General features: G+C 56.3%; 16 protein-coding genes, 1 tRNA gene and 2 pseudogenes. 12 read left to right on the plus strand and 7 right to left on the minus strand.

Annotated elements, in window-relative coordinates; genetic code table 11:
- Nucleotides 1-269 precede the first annotated feature (269 nt).
- Complete coding sequence (locus QP884_RS00110) at nucleotides 270-692, plus strand: hypothetical protein (RefSeq protein ID WP_284820051.1); 423 nt, start codon at nucleotides 270-272, stop codon at nucleotides 690-692.
- A 374-nt stretch (nucleotides 693-1,066) separates the two neighbouring features.
- A pseudogene (locus QP884_RS00115) lies at nucleotides 1,067-2,311 on the plus strand (IS256 family transposase).
- 618 nt (nucleotides 2,312-2,929) lie between these two features.
- On the opposite strand, the gene drt3b reads toward QP884_RS00115, so the two are convergent.
- Nucleotides 2,930-5,044 carry an antiviral reverse transcriptase Drt3b gene (gene drt3b / locus QP884_RS00120; RefSeq protein ID WP_284820052.1) on the minus strand — a complete coding sequence of 705 codons (2,115 nt, stop codon included), beginning with the start codon at nucleotides 5,042-5,044 and terminating at the stop codon, nucleotides 2,930-2,932.
- On the minus strand, nucleotides 5,041-6,519 hold the full coding sequence (drt3a, locus tag QP884_RS00125) for an antiviral reverse transcriptase Drt3a (RefSeq protein WP_284820054.1): 1,479 nt from the start codon (nucleotides 6,517-6,519) through the stop codon (nucleotides 5,041-5,043). Before drt3a ends, drt3b begins: the two co-directional genes overlap by 4 nt.
- Nucleotides 6,520-6,973: 454 nt before the next feature.
- Between drt3a and QP884_RS00130 the strand changes: the two genes are divergently transcribed.
- The gene (locus QP884_RS00130; protein WP_284820055.1) at nucleotides 6,974-8,740 is read left to right on the plus strand and encodes a DUF726 domain-containing protein; all 1,767 of its coding nucleotides are present in this window, start codon (nucleotides 6,974-6,976) and stop codon (nucleotides 8,738-8,740) included.
- Between the two features lie 392 nt (nucleotides 8,741-9,132).
- Here the strand turns inward: QP884_RS00130 and QP884_RS00135 are convergent, their stop codons facing one another.
- The gene (locus QP884_RS00135) at nucleotides 9,133-9,552 is read right to left on the minus strand and encodes an organic hydroperoxide resistance protein (protein WP_049377754.1); all 420 of its coding nucleotides are present in this window, start codon (nucleotides 9,550-9,552) and stop codon (nucleotides 9,133-9,135) included.
- A 151-nt stretch (nucleotides 9,553-9,703) separates the two neighbouring features.
- On the opposite strand from QP884_RS00135, the gene QP884_RS00145 reads away from it, so the two are divergent.
- From QP884_RS00145 to QP884_RS00160, 4 genes are all read left to right on the plus strand, one after another.
- Nucleotides 9,704-9,901: a hypothetical protein gene (locus QP884_RS00145; protein ID WP_284820056.1), complete on the plus strand. Its 198-nt coding sequence runs from the start codon at nucleotides 9,704-9,706 to the stop codon at nucleotides 9,899-9,901.
- Nucleotides 9,855-10,091 (plus strand): MarR family winged helix-turn-helix transcriptional regulator, encoded by a 237-nt coding sequence (locus tag QP884_RS00150; RefSeq protein ID WP_284820359.1) that lies wholly within the window; start codon nucleotides 9,855-9,857, stop codon nucleotides 10,089-10,091. Before QP884_RS00145 ends, QP884_RS00150 begins: the two co-directional genes overlap by 47 nt.
- A 73-nt stretch (nucleotides 10,092-10,164) precedes the next feature.
- Nucleotides 10,165-10,734, plus strand: coding sequence for a Panacea domain-containing protein (locus QP884_RS00155; protein WP_284820057.1), 570 nt, complete (start codon nucleotides 10,165-10,167; stop codon nucleotides 10,732-10,734).
- A 17-nt stretch (nucleotides 10,735-10,751) separates the two neighbouring features.
- On the plus strand, nucleotides 10,752-11,111 hold the full coding sequence (locus QP884_RS00160) for a type II toxin-antitoxin system death-on-curing family toxin (protein WP_239274635.1): 360 nt from the start codon (nucleotides 10,752-10,754) through the stop codon (nucleotides 11,109-11,111).
- Between the two features lie 29 nt (nucleotides 11,112-11,140).
- On the opposite strand, the gene QP884_RS00165 is transcribed toward QP884_RS00160, so the two are convergent.
- The 3 genes and pseudogenes from QP884_RS00165 to QP884_RS00175 form a co-directional block, all read right to left on the minus strand.
- Nucleotides 11,141-11,752, minus strand: a complete 612-nt coding sequence (locus QP884_RS00165; RefSeq protein ID WP_284820058.1) for a hypothetical protein — start codon at nucleotides 11,750-11,752, stop codon at nucleotides 11,141-11,143.
- Nucleotides 11,753-11,789: 37 nt separating this feature from the next.
- Nucleotides 11,790-12,413 (minus strand): annotated as a pseudogene (locus QP884_RS00170) (PTS transporter subunit IIC); the annotation flags it as partial.
- A 4-nt stretch (nucleotides 12,414-12,417) separates the two neighbouring features.
- Entirely contained in the window at nucleotides 12,418-13,425 is a 1,008-nt protein-coding gene (locus tag QP884_RS00175; RefSeq protein WP_284820060.1) for a DUF5067 domain-containing protein, read from the minus strand.
- Between the two features lie 111 nt (nucleotides 13,426-13,536).
- Between QP884_RS00175 and QP884_RS00180 the strand changes: the two genes are divergently transcribed.
- The 4 genes from QP884_RS00180 (at nucleotide 13,537) to QP884_RS00195 (ending at nucleotide 17,687) form a co-directional block, all read left to right on the plus strand.
- A tRNA-Ile gene (locus QP884_RS00180) sits at nucleotides 13,537-13,610 on the plus strand.
- A gap of 117 nt (nucleotides 13,611-13,727) precedes the next feature.
- A complete protein-coding gene (locus QP884_RS00185) occupies nucleotides 13,728-14,783 on the plus strand; it encodes a TRIC cation channel family protein (protein WP_284820061.1) in 1,056 nt (351 codons plus the stop codon).
- A 96-nt stretch (nucleotides 14,784-14,879) separates the two neighbouring features.
- On the plus strand, nucleotides 14,880-16,463 hold the full coding sequence (locus tag QP884_RS00190) for a mechanosensitive ion channel family protein (protein ID WP_284820064.1): 1,584 nt from the start codon (nucleotides 14,880-14,882) through the stop codon (nucleotides 16,461-16,463).
- 135 nt (nucleotides 16,464-16,598) lie between these two features.
- On the plus strand, nucleotides 16,599-17,687 hold the full coding sequence (locus QP884_RS00195; protein WP_284820065.1) for an alkene reductase: 1,089 nt from the start codon (nucleotides 16,599-16,601) through the stop codon (nucleotides 17,685-17,687).
- 147 nt (nucleotides 17,688-17,834) lie between these two features.
- Here QP884_RS00195 and QP884_RS00200 read toward each other — a convergent pair whose 3' ends face one another.
- The gene (locus tag QP884_RS00200) at nucleotides 17,835-19,505 is read right to left on the minus strand and encodes an alkaline phosphatase D family protein (RefSeq protein ID WP_284820066.1); all 1,671 of its coding nucleotides are present in this window, start codon (nucleotides 19,503-19,505) and stop codon (nucleotides 17,835-17,837) included.
- A 351-nt stretch (nucleotides 19,506-19,856) separates the two neighbouring features.
- Between QP884_RS00200 and QP884_RS00205 the strand changes: the two genes are divergently transcribed.
- Complete coding sequence (locus QP884_RS00205; protein ID WP_284820068.1) at nucleotides 19,857-20,651, plus strand: serine hydrolase domain-containing protein; 795 nt, start codon at nucleotides 19,857-19,859, stop codon at nucleotides 20,649-20,651.
- Nucleotides 20,652-20,904: the final 253 nt, after the last annotated feature.

Here is a 20,904-nt window from a genome sequence, read left to right on the forward strand (position 1 = left end):
CGTCGGCAAGCGAGGCTGTGGCAGAGGACTCGATGGTGGGCAGAGCGAAGGCGGGGGCGTCTGCGCGGCGCGGATGCTGCGGGAGTCGGGCACGCTAAAGGCCTTAAGGGCGCAGGACTACAGGCGCGACAAATGTTTGGGCCTATAAGTTTCTCCGTGGCTGGTGTGCTTTCTGCATACGTATTTTGTTTAGTGTCATGCCTTACTCGGCGGGCGCTGGTAGCGTCTTATTACATACCGCTACCAGCAGCCACAGGAGGCCATATTCTATGGACGCGGATACTTCCGATTTGCTCTTTTATATCGGGTTGGTGCTGGTCATGGTGCTCTTCTGGACCTACTACATCCTGGAGGTGCGACGGCATCCCAGATCGGAAGAGTGGTACGACGAAAGTGCCTGGGAAGGTAAAGAAAGTGATGGCGTCCTCTTCTATTATCCTTACGGCTCGCTAATGCTGGGTGCTGGCGGTGTCCTAGGGTTGGTTGAAAGCATGAACCCTCCTGAGTTTGTCGACTCAGTGCTGCGGGTTGTGTTCTTGATAGCTGTCTTTATTGGAGCTGTCGGGATGACGGGTGGTTTTGGGATCCCTCTTCCGTGGCCTTTTGTTCCGCGTTGGGTCGTCGACATTCGCAAAGCGAAACGTGCTCGAAGGCGCGAGCGTAGGGAAACTAGGAGGGGAGGGGGAGAATAGGGCTGGCTATTTTCCTGTGTTGGAGCCCGTTGAAAATCTTGGCCATCGCGCTGGAGTTACTACAGTCCCGTAGCAAAGCGACTGAAGATGGTATGAGGCGTTTGGGGCCAAACTCTGCTTTGGTGATGCACATCAGCACGGAGATGGATCCGCAGATTAGGGCCGCTAGAGCAGTAGTCGTGGCAGACAACGGGTTTGAGTATTCAGATGTTGGCGAGCCCAGTTCTCCTTTGGATGGGGCTTTAATGGGTTGCGTCCCCTAACGTGGTGTATCTGTAGCCCGCGGTAAGTCTTGTGCCGGTGTGCATGAAGGCGACCATCGCGGGTACCTTTCGAATCAACTCTTACCTATCCTCGAAAGGAAGTACCCTGCGATGGCCGCTGACCCTCATCATATCGATCCGACCGCGTATCTCGAAGAGCTACTGACTCAAGCGTCCCCAGATTTGATGCGCCAAATGCTCACTGACTTCATCAACCAGATTCTTTCCGCCCAAGCAGACACCGTCTGCGGGGCTGATTATGCCACCGTGTCAGCCTAGCGCACCAACACACGTAATGGCTACCGTCATCGCCAACTTGATACCCGAGTCGGCAGCATTGATGTGGCAATCCCGAAGCTACGCACCGGCGCATTTTTCCCTGACTGGCTGCTAGAGCGCCGCAGCCGCACCGAGCGTGCCCTGAGCACAGTCATCGCCACCTGTTACCTGAAAGGAGTCTCCACTCGCAGGATGAACGACCTGGTGGCCACCCTTGGGATCAACAACTTGTCGAAGTCTCAGGTCAGCCAGATGGCCAAAGAACTCGATGACATGGTCGATGACTTCCGCACCCGCCGGCTTGACCAAGGCCCCTACCACTTTGTCTCCTGCGACGCGCTGACAATGAAGGTGCGGGAAGGAGGACGTGTCGTAAAGACCAGCGTGTTGCTGGCCACAGGTGTCAACGCTGACGGCTACCGAGAGCTTTTGGGCATGCAGGTTGCCACCGCGGAATCTACCGCGTCGTGGACCGGGTTCTTTCGGGACCTCATCGCCCGTGGCCTGACCGGGGTATTCCTCGTTACTAGTGATGCCCATCTTGGTATTCAAGCAGCCGTGGGTGACTGCCTGCCGCAGGCTAGTTGGCAGCGGTGTTGAACGCACTTCGCGAAGAACCTCTCGGCCCAGGTTCCCAAAACCCAATGGCCGACTCTGTCAGCGATGTTTCACACAATCTTTCAGCAACCCGATGCCGCTAGTGTGTGGGCCCAAGCTCGTGAGGTTATTGAGTTCTGCCAGCAGAAATTCCCTCACGTTGCCGCCTACCTCGAGGAGTGTCTCGACGAGCTGTTGGCGTTTACCGCTGTGCCGAGAGCGGTGTGGACCAAAATCTGGTCGAATAACCCCACTGAACGGCTCAATAGGGAGATCCGCTGGCGTACCGATGTCGTAGGAATCTTCCCAAACCGAGACGCTGTTGTGCGCCTTGTTGGGGCGGTTTTGGCCGAACAGCACGATGACTGGATCCAACAGAAGCGTTATATGTCACTGACCAGCCTGGCACAGACCAAAGAGATCATCGCCGCTGGGGTCATCGACGAGGACCGCAACAACAACCAGGAGATCGCCGCGTGAATACCCTCACCCCTTATCCCCGAGATGGCCCCTAAACCACCGCCATGAAACTAACCCCAGATTCGAAAACAGATACACCACTACCCAGGACTTGACCTTCGCAACGAGCCACCTGCGCCCATTGCCGAGCAATATACCGCGAGACATCCATTTTCCGTGCCACAATCTTGCACGCTTCCTGAATGGACATGCTCTCCGCCAAGATGAGATCCTCAACAAGGCAAACCACTCGATCCTTGGTATCCAGGTCAAATTTCTTCGGAATTCTTCAACTTTTCCATTTACTCATACGGAACAAAACCTGAAACATCTCAGGTTGCTTCTATCTCGCCCGCCCCTGCTCAGGAGGACTTTTGTAAAGACGCGGGGACTTTAGCACGCTAGACTTTGTTAGCGTGTTGGGACAACCCCCTTTAGTCACCATTCTTTAATGGAGGAAATTCTTTAAGAGTGTAGCCCGAAAAGCTGCAGGTCAATGGAAAGGAGTGGTGGATTCCCCGAGACTGGTCCACCGTCGCCTGTGTGTAGCGTATGCTCTCCGTGGCTGATTGAAGCATGGCCTAGCGTACGCACGGCCAACTTTCTGACGGAGGAGCACTTATGTCTCGGAGCGCTCAGCTAGTATACCATCTGGGACGACTTGTTTATCAATCGTTCGATGTAAAATTCGTCTACATTCCACATGAACGGAGAGAACCGAGCTTTGTTAACTTCACTAAGGTTCCTGACGGCCCGGATATCATCAACCTTAATTCCTGTGATATCTTGAATCCTATGTGGGTCCATTTCGGGGTGAAAAAGTAGGCTGAGCTTCAATAGAGTCGCTTGTGCATCCAGAACGGTACGGTTATTGGCAGAAGCGATTAGTTGCTTTGCCTTGTGACAGAGACTTTCAAAGAAACTGTTTTGGCCTTGATCTTCGGAATCTCTTCTGTATAGCGCACGAAGCAAAACCAGTACACCGAATGAATCAAGTTGTTCAATTTTGGTCCGTCGAGAGTCAAATATTGCCGACAACTCTAGGTCGCTGGGCCCCACCTTCATGTGGCTTAAGCAATCAATCAAATTAAGCTCATCTACTCTGAGAGCGTGTTCCGAGTTGGGTAGCGTCAAGAGTTGTATGAATTCTTTTCGCAAGAATTGCTGGTACTCACGCCGTTGCAGATAGTCTATCCGCTCATCTTTGAGCAATTGTTGAAAAGTTACGGCTAGCTCAGCGATTTTTAGGCTTCCAGATACACTGGGACTACTAGAATAAAAATAAAAACCTACGTCTAGCAGTCGCTTTATCATCTCGCAAAGCGAAGCTAAGAGGGATCGTTGTTGACTGTCTGAATCATCACTTTGCTGTTCTTTTAAATGCCGTAGAACGGAATCGATAGCCTGCAACGCCACCCGAAGTAACGCGGATAGAACAAAATTGGTCAGCTGGCCCTTGGCGATTTCTTTCTGACCAAGAATCTCCTGTAGCTCTAGCAGGAGCGTCCTATCCTGAAGATAGACTTGGGCCTTGTCCTGGCCTTCCTTCGGTAGCACCATCTTGGCCCGTCGGGAAATGGCCGCATTCACTTCTAGCTTCGCTTTAGATAGTGCTGAAATCCAGGGCAGAGGAACTACTTCCGTCTTATCAAAATTTAGGTCCAGGTTGAATTCATGAATCAGTTCTTGTAGTTGGTCCAATATCGTTTGTGCAATGGATTCGTTACGAGCGAAGATGTAATAGTCATCAACATACCTTCTGACTTCAAAATCCTTTCCGTATTCTGCCTCGTTCTCGCTTTCTCTTAGAGCGCTGAGAAGTCCGACATCTGTGCACTGCAAAATTATTTCTGCAAAAATTCTTGAGATCTCAGGCCCGATCACTATGCCGTTAGTCTCTTTGTCGTTTGCCGACTGCATCAGTTGGTCGAATTCATTCCCGAAATTGCGTTTATCTCGTAAATCGGTAGCATTTTCTTTACTTTTGACTCGCCCATTGACGACCCAAGACATGGAGTGGGTATAAATGCTGTCGAAACACCTAGTGATATCGGTTCTAGCCAATACGTTGTAACGCTTGCTTAGGTCTATGTATTCCTCAGAACCAATAAATCTACTGATATTATTGACCTTCTTGTAGGTGAAGTATGAGGGGAAATGGCTTGATTCAAGATTGAATTGCTCGACAGACCATTTATCTTTCTCTTCCCGGCTTTTAAACGCCGAGTCCTTTATTACAACTGATTGGGTTCTCTGGCTAGGTGCACGCAAGGAAAATCTACTGCGCTGGGAATAGTAAAGGATTGAGTCGGCGTAATCGTCGATAAACGTAGCCATCCTGATCATCGATGCCGGATGAATTACTGAAAGTACTCTTGGTTTACCTGTTTCAGTTTCTACACGGAAATTGAATGGTCTAGAAGTTATTTTGTGTTTCTTTTTTGAAAAGAATTGTTTATCTCCCGGTTGCTGTCTACCTGTCGCTTGTACGGCTTTGTCTTTATCGACTTCATGGAGGCTTCCTGCCCGCCCGAAGATCTGCTCTAGTAGAACTTTTTCACCGTCGCTTAGCCTTTTTACGACGATTATATTTTCGATCCATTCAAACTTAATATGGTTAAGAAAACGGAAAAGGCCAGCCGAGGAAAAAGCCAGTGGTACTTCATAAGGAAGAACGTCACCGATTATTGCTCGCAGAGGATTGTTTTTGATTCTTGATTGGCGCTTCCCGCCATCGTGTCTTTCGTTAATCACTTAACCTTTTCCTTCCAGCATTTAGAAATTTCTTGCACTTCCTTTGGGTCCAGAAGTTGAAATTTTCTTAGTTCAAAAGCTTTAATAAAAGAAATCTCGTCAAGTCTTCTTTTCTGTTTTTTAGTGAAAAAACGTTGGATTAGCGGATTATTATCGGCCCGTTGCTCTTTGAAGCAGCTATCAAGTGTTTCTATCTGCTCTGCTGAAGTTATTGCCGAATTGGAAAAGTATATCCCCACCGACACTGATCCTCGGGAGCTAGGGACCTTAGTATTTCCAGCCAAAAATCGTAAACGCTTGATTAGGAGAGCGTTGCTTGATTCAATAGCTGCTAAACGCTTTTGGCTGTTATTATTCTTTTGTGCCCTGCGGATGCTTCGTTTCCAAGATTTGAAGCTTAGACGAATGCGTTCTTTAATCCGTGCCAACCGTTCCTGAGTAAGCGTAACGACTACGGACGGGGTTTCCGACTTTCGGATTTGAAACGAATACCCAAGATAGTTGAATTTCCATTTTGATTCGTCTGTGTCTTTGGTGCAGACGTTAATTCTGTTGGTCTTTCTTCTGTTGATAGAAAGGCCTAATCGGCTGAAATCGTTTAAAATTTCTTTTTCTATCATTTCCGAGACTATTGATGCGTCCTCCCCGTCGGGGTCTACTACAAGGATAATGTCGTCAACATAGCGACAGTAAAATGCCACTGCCGGATGTTCTGACCATCGCGAGTCAAAATCATTCATGTATATTTCGGCCAACGCTGAACTAAAGTTCACTCCTTGAGGAACTCCGCTTGCGTCCTGTTCGAAAGCGCTTACTTTGCTGAATTCTTTTAATAATAGCGAGACTAGTTCACGTGTGGTTGAAGCAATATTTGTCTCACGGGATAATATTTCCTCCAGTGTCTCATGTGGTATGGACGCGAAAAATTTGCTGACGTCAAGGCGAAGAATTGAATAGTCTGGGACTCGTTCTAAAGTAGTCTTAAGCGCGCGGATCGTCGATTTCCTGTCTAGTGCCTTCCCCTCTCTGACTTCCTCTAGATTCGCGAGCACCTCTTGAGCCACTAATCGCGTGTAAAAGTCGTTAGGAATCTGATAAGTCTGACGCCGCCCCACTGATGGACCTAGCGTGAGATGCCAAGAAAAGCTACTACTCTCGAGCTCGCGATTTAATTTGAGTCGGACTTTGTCTGACAGTTGGACTGTGCAGTTTTGAATTTCTCTATGCTTCTCAAGCTTAAGGGTCCTAGTATTTTCAATCCCCTTTCTTATCGCGGCTTCATCAAGTTGTTGGTCGCCTCTACGCTTTTCTAGGCGGGAACGGTACCAGGATTCTTGGCGCTGCAGGGCTGCGGCTTGAGTAAGGAGATTTGCCAGTTGATTGTCAAGCTTCCTCAAATCTCTCGAACCGCGTGCCGCAAGAATGCATCGCATTCTAAAAGAGCTTTTTGAATAGGGAGTAGAGTTTCGTTGCAATTGTGTTTCCTTAGGGAGTTTTCCGCGTACTGGGCTTCCTCGTACTGGGTGTTGGTTTTGCTATTTTCTGAGTCGAGTGTTCAGATTTCTTGTTAGATTCCCATTGGACGTTTCCCACGTTTTAAATTGGCCGAGGATTGGTTTCGTGCAAGCTTGAAAGAGCTCTGTATGGAAATTGTAAAAGTTACGACTGTGGGAGAAAAGCCAGCCCGAATTCTTAGCTAGGGAATATAAATGTTGCATCTATAAGTTTTATGGCAAGGTTTAGAACGTTAGACGTAGTAGGCGCCGAGCGTGTGGATTCATGGCAGGGATTCGTAGAGCTGGTTTGGGGGTTTCTTGAAATGTTAGTTGAGGTTGCGGATGCGCTTTAAGGTGTATATGTACTCTTATATGTCATTTATATAGTGTAACAATTATATTTTTCTTTTCCTTTACTAAAAGGCTGCCCGCCATGGCCAAGAAGAACTCCATTGAGTCCGCTGCAATTTCGTTCAACTCTGAGGATGATGGTTCTTTTTCCTGCGAGCTGCGTTCTAATCTCGGCCGAGTTGTGCGCGTTGTGCAGCGTGGTGACACCCAGTCGCCGGAGGTAGAGGGCGACGCTGAACTTACTGGGTCGCCGGCTATTGTTGATGCGCTGTGGCTCGCTGCGGTGGGACAGAAGGAGTCGAATGATGTGGAAGCGCAACGTTCGTCTGTCGTGGCTGCGGTTCAGGAAGACTTCAATTTCAAAAACGAGTTTATTAGCCCAGAAGATCAAAGAGACTTCGCCGCGAAGGCGGTAAAGCGCGCAGTCAAGCGCCACGAGGGAGAGGTCCAGGAGCTTAGGGAGCAAGCTATTGCTTCGGCAAAGTTAGCTACGACTTTGGCTGAGCTCATGGACACGCTGAGCAGCGCCACCGAGGAAGGCTGGTGCTCCCGCTGCCTGACCAAGTCCACCCACAGGAAATCCACGTATAGATCCCTATACGTGTGCGAGAACTGCGGCTCGGCGACGTCCCGCTGTACCGTGCCCCAGTGCGATAACTTCGCCGCTGCTGGCCTGGGCCTGGTGGCTTTGCCGGCCGTGTGTGCAGAACACCTTCATCAGGTTCCAGACTTTGAGCGCCTCGAGCATCGCATTGATGACCTCACCCAGCGGCGTGAGCTGCCCGAGTTCAAGGCAGCCAATGTAGGTCGCGCAGCCAAGTTTGCCGCTGTTGGCGCCGGCGTTCTAGTGCTCGGAGTTGCCGGTGGATGGGTTGCTGCACCGATGGTAGGCAGCGCATATGGAACCACGGTACTTGGGTTATCTGGGGCTGCTGCCCACAATGCTGGCCTAGCAGCGCTCGGCTTCGGCTCCTTGGCATCAGGCGGGTTGGGGATGGCCGGCGGAAGCCTGGTCGTTACTGCTGCGGGTGGACTGCTCGGCTCCGCCTACGGAATTAAGGCGCTTAACTCGTATGTTGGCGAGGATGACTCCTTTGATATTCAATGCGTCCGCAAGGGGAGCGGCACGCCTGTTCTCATTGCCCGTGGTTTTACCACTGAGAAGAAACTGGATTGGCGTACCGAAGTTAAATCGGTTGAAGCCGCGTACCCCGATTCCCCGATTTATCTCGTAACGTGGGGCAGCAAGGAAATGCGGGAGCTTGCAGGTTTCCTAGCTCCAGGCGCTGGTCTTGCTGGTGGCGCCGTGCTCAAGGGCATGGTCCAACATGCCGGAAAGAAGCTGGCCAAGAAGGCAACGCCTGCCGGTCTGGCGCTAGGTGTTGTGGACTTGGTCAAGAACCCTTGGACGGTTGCAGTTAACCGTGCAAATAAGACTGCCTTGGCACTCGCCGCAATTATCCAGCGCTCCAACCTAGAGTCCGTGGTACTCGTAGGGCATAGCTTGGGTGGCCGCGTCATGCTAAACCTCGCTACTGCACTTGCGGGTGCTGCCGGAACTGATAACGAGGTGCGCGTTGAGGCCGTGCATCTTCTAGGTGCGGCCATTGGTCAAGATACGACGTGGGATTCTGTTGGTGAAGCCCTTTCTGGGGCTGTTCACAACTACCACTCCCAGAATGACAGGGTTCTCGGATATCTATATCCTGCAGCGATGGGCGGCAGGAAGGCGATCGGCTTCGAGGGCCTGGACGCCTCGTTTGCGGTCAATCACGACGTGAGTGAGGCAGTGAAATCGCATTCTGCGTATTACGAGAATGTGGAGCTCTTTAGAGCACTGGAAAGTTAAGCGGCAAGCTCGACCTAATGCATCCAGTGACCACCGGAATATAACTTTCTTCTAATGGTCCACACTAATCGGAGGGTGGCGAGGGGGATAAGGAGTTCAGCTCGCCTGGCCTCGTTTGGCATTTACTAAGCGAGGTCCGATTCGATCAATTAGTGCGGTTAAAGGAAAGCCGGGAGGAGCCCTAATTGTTAAAAATCGCCGATTTTATAAATTAGGCGCTCCAGCTGGTGGGCTAATTGATAAAAACCTGCGATTTTAAAAAATAAGGTTTTGGCCTTGTTGCGGTGCCGAGGGGTCTCCGGGCGTCGACAAAAGAGGTTGCACAAGGCATAAAAAGACCCACGCGGCGCGCATGGTGGCGCGGCGTGGGCTAAGGGGGAGAGGACTAGAAATTAGTCCTGTGCAACACCAACGTTGACTTCGATGTTGCCGCGGGTGGCCTTGGAGTAAGGGCACATCTGGTGGGCGGCGTCGGCAAGCTCCTGTGCCTTGTCATCCTCAACGCCTGGGATGGTGACCTCGAGGTCAACGCCGAGGTAGAAGCCCTCGTCGTTCTTGCCCAGGTTAACGCGGGCGCCGACGGAGGAATTCTCCACGTCAACACCCTTGTCCTTGGCCACTGCCTTCAGCGCGGAGTGGTAGCAGGCGGCGTAGCCGGCAGCGAAGAGTTGCTCGGGGTTAGCGCCCTCACCGCTGCCGCCCATTTCCTTCGGGGCGGTCATGGTGAAGTCCAGATCGGAATCCTTAACTACAGCGCGGCCGTCGCGGCCTGCTCCGGTGGAGAGTGCTTCGGTGGTGTATACGGCGTCCATAATGACTCCTTTTCTATCGGGTCTTTGTACGTCCGCCGATTGTACGCAAGAACGCTAGTCTTCGACGACGCCGATGGTGACTCTGGTAGTGCCGCGGGTGGCGTTGGAGTAGGGGCAGACTTGGTGGGCGGCGTGGGCAAGGTGCTGGGTAGTGGTGCGCTCCTACCGCCCGTTGTTGGTGGAGCTAGGCCTGACCTATCCGCAGTACTTGGTCAGGCTGATGCTGTGGGAGGCCGATGAGCCGGTGCTGCTGAAATTCATCGATTCTGGAAAACGGCACGCTCACGCTGCTGCTCAAGCGTCTGGAAAAGCAGGGCTATGTGGAGCGCTGGCGCGAACCGGACAATGAACGCCGCGCCCTCGCGGCCCTGACTGCCGACGGCGCCTCCCTCCGCACCCGCGCCGAATGTATCCCCGAAGCCATGGCGGAGGCCAATAGGGAGGTAGGCCTCGACCTCGCCGAGTTCAAGAAATCACTGGACATCCTCGCCGGGGTGCCTGTGGACGTGGAGTTGCCGTGGCCTTCATATAGCAGATGAGGAAGGCTATACTGGCTTAAGAATTTTGGCTTTATACACGTAAAAATTGTTTCGCACTATGAGAGGAGGGGCCATGGCTACAGCAGTAGACGTCGCGCAGGTTATCTACAACAAACTGGGGTGGGTCGATGCGTGGAAGCTGGAGAAGCTTACGTATTACTGCCAAGCATGGAGCCTGGGCTGGTACGGGCGACCTCTTGTCTCGAATGAGTTTCAGGCGTGGAAAGACGGTCCGGTTGAACCCAACCTCTATCGCGAGAATAAATATCAACGCTCCGAGAAAACCTCTACGGTTTTACCGGGAGCTGATGTAAAGACTATAGGGGACGAAGCCGAAAAGATCATCGATGCCGTGATTGCCTTTTATGGTGATAAGACATCCGATGAATTGATTGAACTTACGCACTCGGAACGTCCATGGATCGTCGCTCGTGGTCAGATGGGCCCCGAGGCGAATGCTAACGAGCCGATTTCGCAGCTGGAAATGAAAAAATACTATGCCTTGCAGGAAGCTCGTGGTGTTGAAGGGCCGACGCGGCCTATGCTTTCTGTGCAGAATCTTTCCGGTGCCGACCTGCAGCAGCGCTTGCAAGCTTCAGTAGAACGCTGGAAGGGCGCTCTTGAGATCCTTGCAACCCGATGAATGAGTACTGCCTTCCGGTGGAAGACGTAGTTCGACTGAACCGTCAACTCATCGGTCGGGATGGCAACCTCCTCGACCGCTCGAAACTTGAGTCAGCATTGGCCACCCCTTTACAGACCTTCGGCGGAGAGTACTTGCACCCATCTGCACTGGATAGGGCTGCAGCGTTGTTGCACTATCTGGCAAAAGCGCATGCATTCGTCGACGGCAATAAGCGAATCGCCTGGGTATGTGCCTCCACCTATTTAGAAATCGAAGGCTTTGGGCTGGGGCCAATCGCCGATGAAGAGATTGTGGAGCTCGTTGAAACCGTGGCCGCTGCGCGCGATAAGAAGGAAGGCTTCATTGCAGAATGGTTTGCTGAACGGTTGATCTAGTTCGGTCTGGTTAGTTCCTGGAGTAGCGGTTAATTGGTAGTGGCCACGCGCTTGGTCCACACGCTTCGGTCCGCGGTTTCAAAAGAGACGCGCACCGTTTTATCGCCGGGCTTTTCGCAGGTGAGCACCCGCTGATCGCTGCCCATGCGGCAATCCAGGTTATAGGACTGTTTGGTCACTGGGCTGCTGGCGGTGATATCTGCGTGGTATACCGCCGTTACTGTGGGATCTTTCGAACGCATGGTGTAGCTAGCCTGCATTGCGGCGTCAAAGACCGCGGCGGCGAATTCACAGGAGGTTGCATCGCCGGCGTCGATGGAATCGCCAGACGAGGATGTGCCGCAGTAGCCGCCAATCTGGCCCACATTGATGTTGTGGTTGCCGCCGGCTGGCGGAGCGGGCTGATCCGGTTCGGCCTGTTTGGTGACCGTCTCGGTGCGGCGTTGCTTCGTGTTCTTCTCCGGGCTGGATTCTGCTTCGGCTTCGCCCGCGGCAGAGCTATTGTCCTGTGCGGTGGAGAAGGCTGGCTCGTTTTCCGGCGCGGAGTTGTTATCGGAATCGGAGCCGGTGCCGCAGGCGCTCACGGTGAGGCCAGCGGCGAGAAGGATGGACGCTACGGGGAATAAGGAAGGGCGCTGCATAGGGATACTGTAGCGCCCTTCGGGGCGTGGTGCGCGGCTAGTGGTCTATGCGGGCGGGTGGAACTGGCGCACCTTCTGGCGGTAGCACCTTCGGGTACTTCTTGGCTGTTCCAGAAGAAGTAGCCGCGCTGGGTGCACCGCTGGTTGCGGCGGCATCGGCATTGCTGGTGGGGGAAGGACGGTGGGGAGTGGGGTCCCAGTGGGCGTCGACAAGCTTGCGCTGGCACACCCACCCCAAGGACAAAATTGCCAGCGCGATGAGGGCGATGAAGACGAGGCCCAGGGCGCCATCGGCATGGATGGACCAGCCCAGCAGCAGGCCGAGCCAGCCAAAGTCAGCATCGCCGAAAGTGGTATTCGCGGAGCCGAAGGAACCCAAGACACCGAGGAGGAAGGCCGGCAGGAAGGTAATGATGAGGCCATTAGCAAAAGCACCGAGCGCGGCGCCGCGGCGACCACCGGTGGCATTGCCGTAGACGCCGGCCGCACCACCGGTGAAGAAGTGGGGTACCAGGCCCGGCAGAATCAGCGCAATGCCAAAGGCTGGATTGAGCCAGGTGGAAAGCACGGCAAGGCCCACCAGTCCGCCAACGAAGGAGGAAATGAACCCGATGAGCACTGCGTTCTGGGCATAAGGGAAGACGATGGGCGCATCCAGTGCGGAACTAAACGGAATGAGTATCTTTGTCTTTTTTCTTGGGCAACTCCGGGCTCGAGTCTTCGTCCGTTGGCGCGGGATCCATCGGGGTAGATTCCTCCAGTTTGTAGGTCTGCGAGCCTACTTCTTCCTCGCCGTATTTTTCCCTAGCTACCAGTTCTACTGGGGTGGTGAGGTCATCAAGCTCGAAGGCGGCGGAACTTTTGACCGTGCCCCCCCTTTTGATTTGATCCAACATGTTGTCAGTATCGATGTATTCGCTAAAACCGGTTTTGAGCTCATTGACGGAGTTCTCGTCGTTATCCTGGATTGCGGTGAACATGGAGGAGAAATCCGCAGTGCGCAGCTCTTTGTCGGTCTTATTAGTCATCTCGTAGTCAAAGACGATGATGGGCTTATCGCCAATCCGGTTCCCGGGCGAGCCCGGGTCGATAACGTGGTGTCCGGTGATCTTGATCGTGGCGGTGGGGAGCTCCAAAACATCGTCTTTGAAAGAGCGGGTGGCATCAGTGTTTTGGAGCTCATTTTTGGTTTCGGGCTCGTCGCTAATCTTCTTTAACGCGACGTCTAGTCGGGCACTGTCCGTGTTGAATGTGAATTTGAGCTGATCGTCTTCGAGCTTGAAATCTAGGGTATCCGGCATCATGGCATCGGATACAGCGCCCACGCCACCGGCGTCTTTCTTGGAGGCTACCGTTTCGCCCTTGGCGGCTTTGGCAGCGTCAAAGGTTCCAATCCACAGTGGTTCATCATTGTCGGAGCCGTAATCCCACTCCACGGTGATGACCTCTTCGGTCACGCTAGCGGTAAAGGTGGATTTGTGGTCACCTTCGCCTATTTTTTGTTCCCACGTGCCAATGACATCCTTGGCTTCTCCGGTGGAGCTGGCATTGGAGTCTTGGCTATTTGAGGAGTTCTCGTCGGAGCCGTTTGAAGGGGCGTCGTTCGAGTCGGCGGAGCAGGCGGACAAGGTCAGGGCAGCGGCGATAAGGAAAGGGACTGTGATGTGGCGCATAATTCACTTGTACCGGATGGAACTGCACTGCGCTGGGCAAATTGGTCTTTGTCTCCGAATTGGCTACTCTTTTGTAGGCGGATATTCACCCTTGCGGTGTGTGATCCGCGTGGGGCTATAGCTCAGTCGGTTAGAGCTACGGACTCATAATCCGTTGGTCGCGGGTTCGAGCCCCGCTGGCCCCACGGTGTAGGGGGGAGCAAGGAGGCGTCGGCAAGCAAGGCCGGCGCCTTTTCTCATGTCTGGCTGCGCATATGGGTGTGCTAATTGCGCGGTGGCGGCCGGTGAAGTCTAATAACCATATGGTTGAAGTGGATCCGCTCATTGAATCTCTCTACCGCTGGTCCGATATCAGCGGCGTGCTGCTGATGGGAATCATCGGCGGCACTATGGCGCGCAAGCGCGGCTATGACATCATCGGCTTTTTCTTCATCGCGATGTTTTCTTCCCTGGGTGGCGGCATGGTGCGCGACGTGCTCATTAACCGCGGCACCGTGGCGGCCATGAGCCAGCCGGAGTACCTTTACCTGGCCTTTGCTGGTGCGCTCATTGCCCGCTTTGTCTACTTCAAGGGCAAGACCTGGGATTATCTGCAGGCGCATGGCGACGCCGTCGTTTCCGGCCTCTGGGCCGCCACCGGCGCCGTCAAGGCCATTACCTATGGGCTGCCGCTTATCCCGTGCATCATGATGGGCGTGTTTACCGCCACGGGCGGATCCATGATTCGTGACATCGTCATGGGGCGCGAGCCTAGCGTCTTTGGCGATAACCAGCCGACGGTCATACCGGCCGTGGCCTGCGCCATCATCGTCTTGGTGGGCCACCACTATGACATGATGGCCGTGGGCATGATCATCGGGCCGTTGGTCTCCATCTTCTTGGCGCTGCTGGGCATTTGGGCCGGTTGGCGGGTGCCCGCCTACCAAGACTGGGCACCTATTAATGACACCGCGGCGCAGGTAAAGGTGCTGGCCAAGAAGGCAGAGAATAAGAGCCGGGCGGTGGGACGTCGCCTGGAGCCGCACCGCGTGCGCTCCTGGCGCCACCGCCAGATGGAGGCCGCACTGCAGCGCCGTATTGAGAAGGAAGTGCGCTCCGGCAAGCGGCGCAAGGAAGCGGCCGCAGAGGCCAGCGAGTTTATGGAGTCGTTTGAATCGGACGTCGATCAGCTCAGCGCCCAGACCGCGGAGCCCGAGAACACCGACTTCGGCGTGGACTTTAGCGGTGACTCCTACGAGGCGGAAGAGCAGGCCTCCCACGAGGAATCCCAGCGCTTGCTGGATACCATCTTGGAAGATGACAAGCTGACCGATGAGCTCATTGACCGCCTCATGAAGCGTTATAACTCCCGCGATTAGAGGCTGGGCAATCCCCACTCAGGTTATCGGCCGCTTGCACGGTTGCTGGCAGCCAACTGGCATCCAGTTTTCAGGCAGGCGGCCTACTCTAGGGGCATGAATCTGAAGTATTACTTCTACGAGCTGTGGAGCCTTTTTGTTGACCATGGCTTGCCGCTTATCGCGCTATTGCTGATAGGCATTTTGATCCCGCGCATCGGCAGGCTGGCCATCCGCATCATGGAGCACCGCCTCGATGAAGACGAAGAAGCCACCAAGGCGCGCCTAGCGCTGACCGGTGCGCTGGTCTACATCGTGCAGGCGGCGGCGTACTTCCTCATCATCTGGGCCGCGCTGACCAATCTCGGCGTGCCCGCGGTAGGTGCGGCGGTGCCGGCGACGATAGTCTCGGCCGCCGTGGGCTTTGGCGCCCAGTCCATCATTGCGGATTTCCTCTCTGGCTTCTTCATCCTTTCGGAAAAGCAATTTGGCGTGGGCGATTACGTCAGCTTCGATGGCGTGACTGACGTGGAAGGCACCGTGGTGATGCTGACCCTGCGCACCACCAAGGTGCGCACGCCCACCGGCGAGCTGGTCACCGTGCCCAATAGCTCGGCCGGCGCGGTCACCAACTACTCCCAGGAGTGGTCGCGCGCCGTGGTCAACTTTGACGTGCCGGTGCAAGAAGGCGAGACCCTGCCGGAAATCACGCGCCGAGTGCGCACGATTTCCGAGCAAGCCATCCAGGAACCGTCCATCGCCGTGGACGTCAATGGCGAGCTCGAGGTGCTGCCGGCCACCCAGTTGGTTGCCCCGCAGGCCGCCGGCCAGTCCTGGCACGTGACCTACCGCGTGCTGGTTACCGTAAACCCCGCCCGCCAGTGGGCGGTGGAGCGCGCCATCCGCTCCGCGCTGCTTTCCGAGTTCTGGGATCACTACAACGTGACCGACTTGGACGAAATCCAGCGCCCGCTTCTTCCGGCAGGCGACAATGCCGCGGCCCACGAATCCGTCAAGGATGCCTCCGCGGCAGGGGAGGGCTCGCGCCCCGATTCCCAGCCGGAAAACCAGTCGCCCAAGAAAGATGGCCCGGATAGCGATGGCCCCGGAAAGCCCGCGCTGCCGGATGACGAGGACCACGAGCCCGAGCCCACCCAGGGCATCTGGCGCGCGCTGGAGACCAATACCAAGTTCCAGAAGATCGCCACCATTGGCGGCCGTGTCCGCGCCTCTACCACGGGCCTCATCCTGGCTCTGCTTGTCGTCGGCGCCTTGGCCCTGGCCTCAAGTAACCCCGAAAACGCGGATGCGGGCTGGCTTTCGCCCGAGCATTGGCGCGATAGCGGCGCGGAGGCCTCTTCCTCGCAGCTTTCCGACGCCCCCTCTACCAATCCCACCCCCGAAACCACCGAAACCGGCACGAAGTACGAGCCGACGGAGGACAGCTCTGGTGCCACGGAGACCGCCGACCCGCAAGGCTCTAATGGCGCTGGCGCGACCGATTCGCCTGCCGGCGGCGGTAGTCAGGGAGCGGGCGCCACGGGTAATGCCTCGCCCGCCCCGAGTGCCGCCAACGGCGGGACCGATTCCGGCAACGGGGCTGGCACTGCGCCCACTGCCGGAAGTGATGCTGGCGAAGGCACCCAAGCTTCTGGAACCGCCGGCAGCACCGGCCAAGAGATCCCGGCAGAGCCGCGCTAGTAGGGCTGGTCTTCTACAGTAAGTTGGTCCGTCCAGCGCTCATTATTGGGCGAGGTAAAGCTGTCATACACACTGGTGTCATTAACCTTTTGGCAATGGTGAAATAGTGCAGCCCGGCTGCTCGTTGCACTGGGCATGACTTCACTTTTCGAACCACTGGAACTTGGCCGATTCAAGCTAGATAACCGCGTCACCATGGCGGCCCTGACCCGCCAGCGTGCAGGCGAAAGCGGTGTACCTACCGAGCTGCACCAGAAGTACTACTCGCAGCGCGCCACGGCTGGTCTGGTGGTTACGGAGGGAACCTTCCCGGCGTGGACCAACCGCGCATTCCCGGGCCAGGCAGGCATTGCGACCGACGAGCAGGCAGAAGGCTGGCGCGCCGTCGCAGACCGCGTGCACGAGGAAGGCGGCACCCTGTTCATGCAGATCATGCACGGCGGCCGCACTAGCCACCCAGACCTGATTGATGGTGCGAATCCGGAGGCGCCGAGCGCCTTCGATTGGGGCGGAACCGTGCGTGGCTTCGCTGGCAAGATGGATGCGCCGGTCCCGCGCGAGCTGAAGAAGGAAGAGCTGCCGCGCATCGTGGACGAATTCCGCCAGGGTGCGCGCCGGGCTATTGATGCTGGTGTCGACGGCGTGGAGATCCACGGCGCCAACGGCTACCTGCTGCATGAGTTTATGGCGCCGTCCGCCAATAAGCGCGAGGATGAATTCGGCGGCAGCCCGGAAAATCGCTGGCGCCTGCCAGAGATGGTCATTCGCGCCGTGGTGGAGGAAATCGGTGCCGACCGCGTGGGCGTGCGTTTCTCCCCGGCACACAATGTGCAGGGTGTTATCGAAGACGATCAGGAAGACATGCTGGCCACCTACGGCGGGCTTCTCGACGCCCTGGCACCGCTGAACCTGGCCTATGTATCCCTGCTGCACGGCGAGCCGGACAGCGAGCTCATCGCCACGCTGGCTAAGAAGGCACGCGCAAACGGCGTGACCAAGGTGCTCATGAATGATGGCTTCCCCACGATTACCTCCAAGGAGGATGCCCAGCGTGAAATCGAGCTGGATTACGTGGATGCCGCGGTAGTGGGCCGCCAGCTCATCGCCAACCCGGACCTGGTGCGCCGCTGGCGCGAGGGCCTCGAGCTCAACGAGCCGGACCAAGATACGTTCTACCTGGGCGGCGAGCGCGGCTACATCGACTATGAGTATGCCGCGGACTAGGGAAGAATCCGCGGCACCAAAGGGGGCCCGAAAGGCGGGCGAGTGATAGGTAGTGAAATTCCCCAGAGAGGGTCTTTCACTATCTCTATCGAAGGTGTACTACTCGTTCGTTAACACCGAGTACCTGTCATGTGACAGAACTTACAACTATTTGCTGTAGCCCTCACCCGGGCGCCAGGTCATGGTCACGGCCTCGCGCACCGGGGACTTGGCGGTGAGCAGGTTATCCACGCGCAACCAGTGCATTTCCGCCGAATCCGGGCGCACGGTGACAAAGCTGTAGCCGTGGTGGTCCAGATCCACGTGGCGGGTGTGCGGGTTGGCGCCCATCAAGTAGCGCTCGGCCAGCTTGGACAGCTCATTGCCCTCCGGCAGCTTCAGCTGCTCGTTCACATTGGGTGCAGATACGGAGGCGCAGACCATCTCGGCGCCGAAGATGCGGCCATCCTTGCTGATATTGTGCGCCCACTCGGAGTGGATGTCGCCGGTGACAAAGAGAGTGTGGGAGTCGTGCTTAGAGAGGGCGTCGATAAGCAAGCGGCGCTCCGCCGAGTAACCATCCCACTGGTCGCCGTTGACCGGAATGCCGGTGATATTGGAGGACAGCGAGGAAGAGACCGGCTTGGTCTTGTCATCTTGTTGCAGGGTAGCCAGGTTCATGGGGGAGAACATGACGGAATTGCCCAGCATATTCCACTTGGCAGAAGAGGTTTCGATCTTATTGAGCAGCCAGTTGTACTGCTCGGAGCCGAGAATCGTGCGGCCTTCGGCGGCCATCTTGCGCGGGCCAAAGCGCACCTGCTCATCGCGGTAGGTGCGCAGGTCCATCATGGTTAGCTCTACCAGGTCACCAAAAGTCAGGCTGCGGTAGAGGTGGCCCTGCTCCGACGGGTTGGTCGCGCGCACCGGCATCCATTCGAAGTAGGCCTGCATCGCGGCCTTGCGGCGGTCCAGGAAGGCTCCTTCCTTGCCCTCGGTGTGGTTCTCGGCGCCCTCGCGCCAGTTATCGTTGGCCACCTCGTGGTCATCCCACACCACAACCCACGGCAGCGCACCGTGTGCGGCCTGCAGGTTCTCATCGGTGCGGTAGCGGCCGAAGCGGATGCGGTAATCCTCCAACGAGATAATTTCGTGCGCCGGGTGGTGCAGGCGCACCGGGCCATAGCCGGCGTATTCGCGCTGCGGATACTCGTAGATATAGTCGCCCAAGAAAATCATGTAATCCAGCTGATCCGCGCGGCCGCGCTGGGCAATATCGCCATAGGCGTTGAAGAAGCCGGACTCCCAGTTGGCGCAGCTAGCCACGCCAAAGGTGAGCTCCTCCGGGGAGGCGCTGAGCGCCGGGGCGGTCTTGGTGCGACCGACGGGCGAGTACTTATCCTGCGCCTTAAAGCGGAAGAAGTACACGGTCTCCGGCTCCAGGCCATGCGGGTCCACGTGCACGGTGTGGTCCTGGCTGGCGTCAGTGGTCACCTCGCCCTGCTTAACGACGTCCCCAAAGCCCTCATCCTTGGCAATTTCCCACTCCACCCGGGTGGCCTCGCCCAGCCCGGATCCCGGCATGGCATCGGCATCCGGTGTCACGCGGGTCCACAGGATGACCGAATCCGGAATCGGGTCACCCGAGGCCACACCGTGGAGGAAGGGCCGCTCGCCCAGCTTCGGCTCCACCATGTGCTGCTCCACGCGCGGCGAGAGGCTGCTTTGTGCGTTGGCGGCTGCACCGGACAGAGCGATGGCGGCACCGGCCGTGCCCGAGGTCTGCAGGAATCGGCGGCGGTTAACTGCGCTGGCCGTGTTCTTAGAATTATTAGACATGGTTGAAAGTTTTCTCATGTCTATTGGGTGTGCAACCGTTTCCTGCCCGATTCCATAAAATGTTCTTGTTGTTTTAACCGGTGGTTTACTTGGGCGGCCTCCTGTGGGACTGACGCGTCTGGCGGTTGGGCGGTTTCGAGGGGCTTTCGCCGGCTTCTGTGGCTTAGGTCCATTCTGATCGGGCTGATTTGAGGCCTTTAGGGCTGAATTGAGGGGGCCATTCGCTCAGATCGGCCCGATCACCTTGGACCTAAGGTGTGCGGGCCCAGTAGGCCAAAGGGGTGACCGGCTCGAAAAGATGCGCCCAAAGCGGTCCAGTCCTTCCGAGTGCGGCTCAGTAGGCTAGAGAGTATGAGTGAATTTAGCCAAATTAGCCAGTGGCCCGCGGATACGGTGGCCGGAGCCTTGCTGCACCGCGGCGAGATGCAAGAAACGGTGGGGGATACCGCCCGCGAGTTTCCGGTGGCATCGGTAACCAAGCTGGTCGCAGCCTACGGCGTGATGCTGGCCGTGGAAGAAGGAGCCGTGGAGCTTGAGCGGCCCGCCGGCCCGGAAGGCTCCACGCTCGAGCACCTGCTTGCGCACGCCTCTGGCATTTCCTTTGACTCCCGGGAGCCACAGAAGCCGGTGGGCGAGCGCCGCATCTATTCCTCGGCCGGTTATGAGTGGGCCGCGGATACCGTGGCCGAAGCCACGGGCATGGACTTTGCCGAGTACCTGCGCGAGGGCATATTGGCCCCGCTGGGCATGAATTCCACCCGGCTCGAAGGCTCGGCCGGGCACGGTTTGGTTTCCACAGTGGAGGACCTCGCGGCCTTTGCTGCGGAAGTTCAAGACCCACAGATTTTGCACCCCTCCACCGTGGCCGATATGCGCCGCGTACATTTCGGCGGCCTGCGCGGCATCGTTCCGGGCTACGGCAGCTTCAAAGACTGCACCTGGGGCCTGGGCTTTGAAATCCACGGCGACAAGGATCACTGGATGGGTGCCCTGCCTGCCGACGCCGTCGGTCACTTCGGCATGTCCGGCACCTACCTCTGGGTCGCCGGCGACTATGCCATGGTCGCGCTCACAAACCGCGACTTTGGTGAGTGGTGCAAGCCGCTCTGGCACGATACGAATACCGCTATCTGGAACTCTCTGTAATCTGCCCGCTTTGGCGGAGCGAGCGCCTTCCACCGGGGGCGTGGTGCGGTGGAAGGCTCCCCCGCAGGGCGGGGAGAAGTCGGGGAATTTCGTGCGAAATGGGGCCATCCGGCGCGGGAGACCGGCGTGAGCGCACGGGCGGCGGTTGCGTGAGATCCTAGTTGCGCTTTCTCGTGCGTGAGCAGGGCTTCTGCTCCCTGCCGTCAAGGAAGGCCAGAATTTTCTCAGCAAACTCCAAATTTCACATTTGTAA

Origin of the sequence: Corynebacterium tuberculostearicum (genome assembly GCF_030229345.1) — a bacterium.
Lineage (GTDB): Bacteria > Actinomycetota > Actinomycetes > Mycobacteriales > Mycobacteriaceae > Corynebacterium > Corynebacterium tuberculostearicum_G.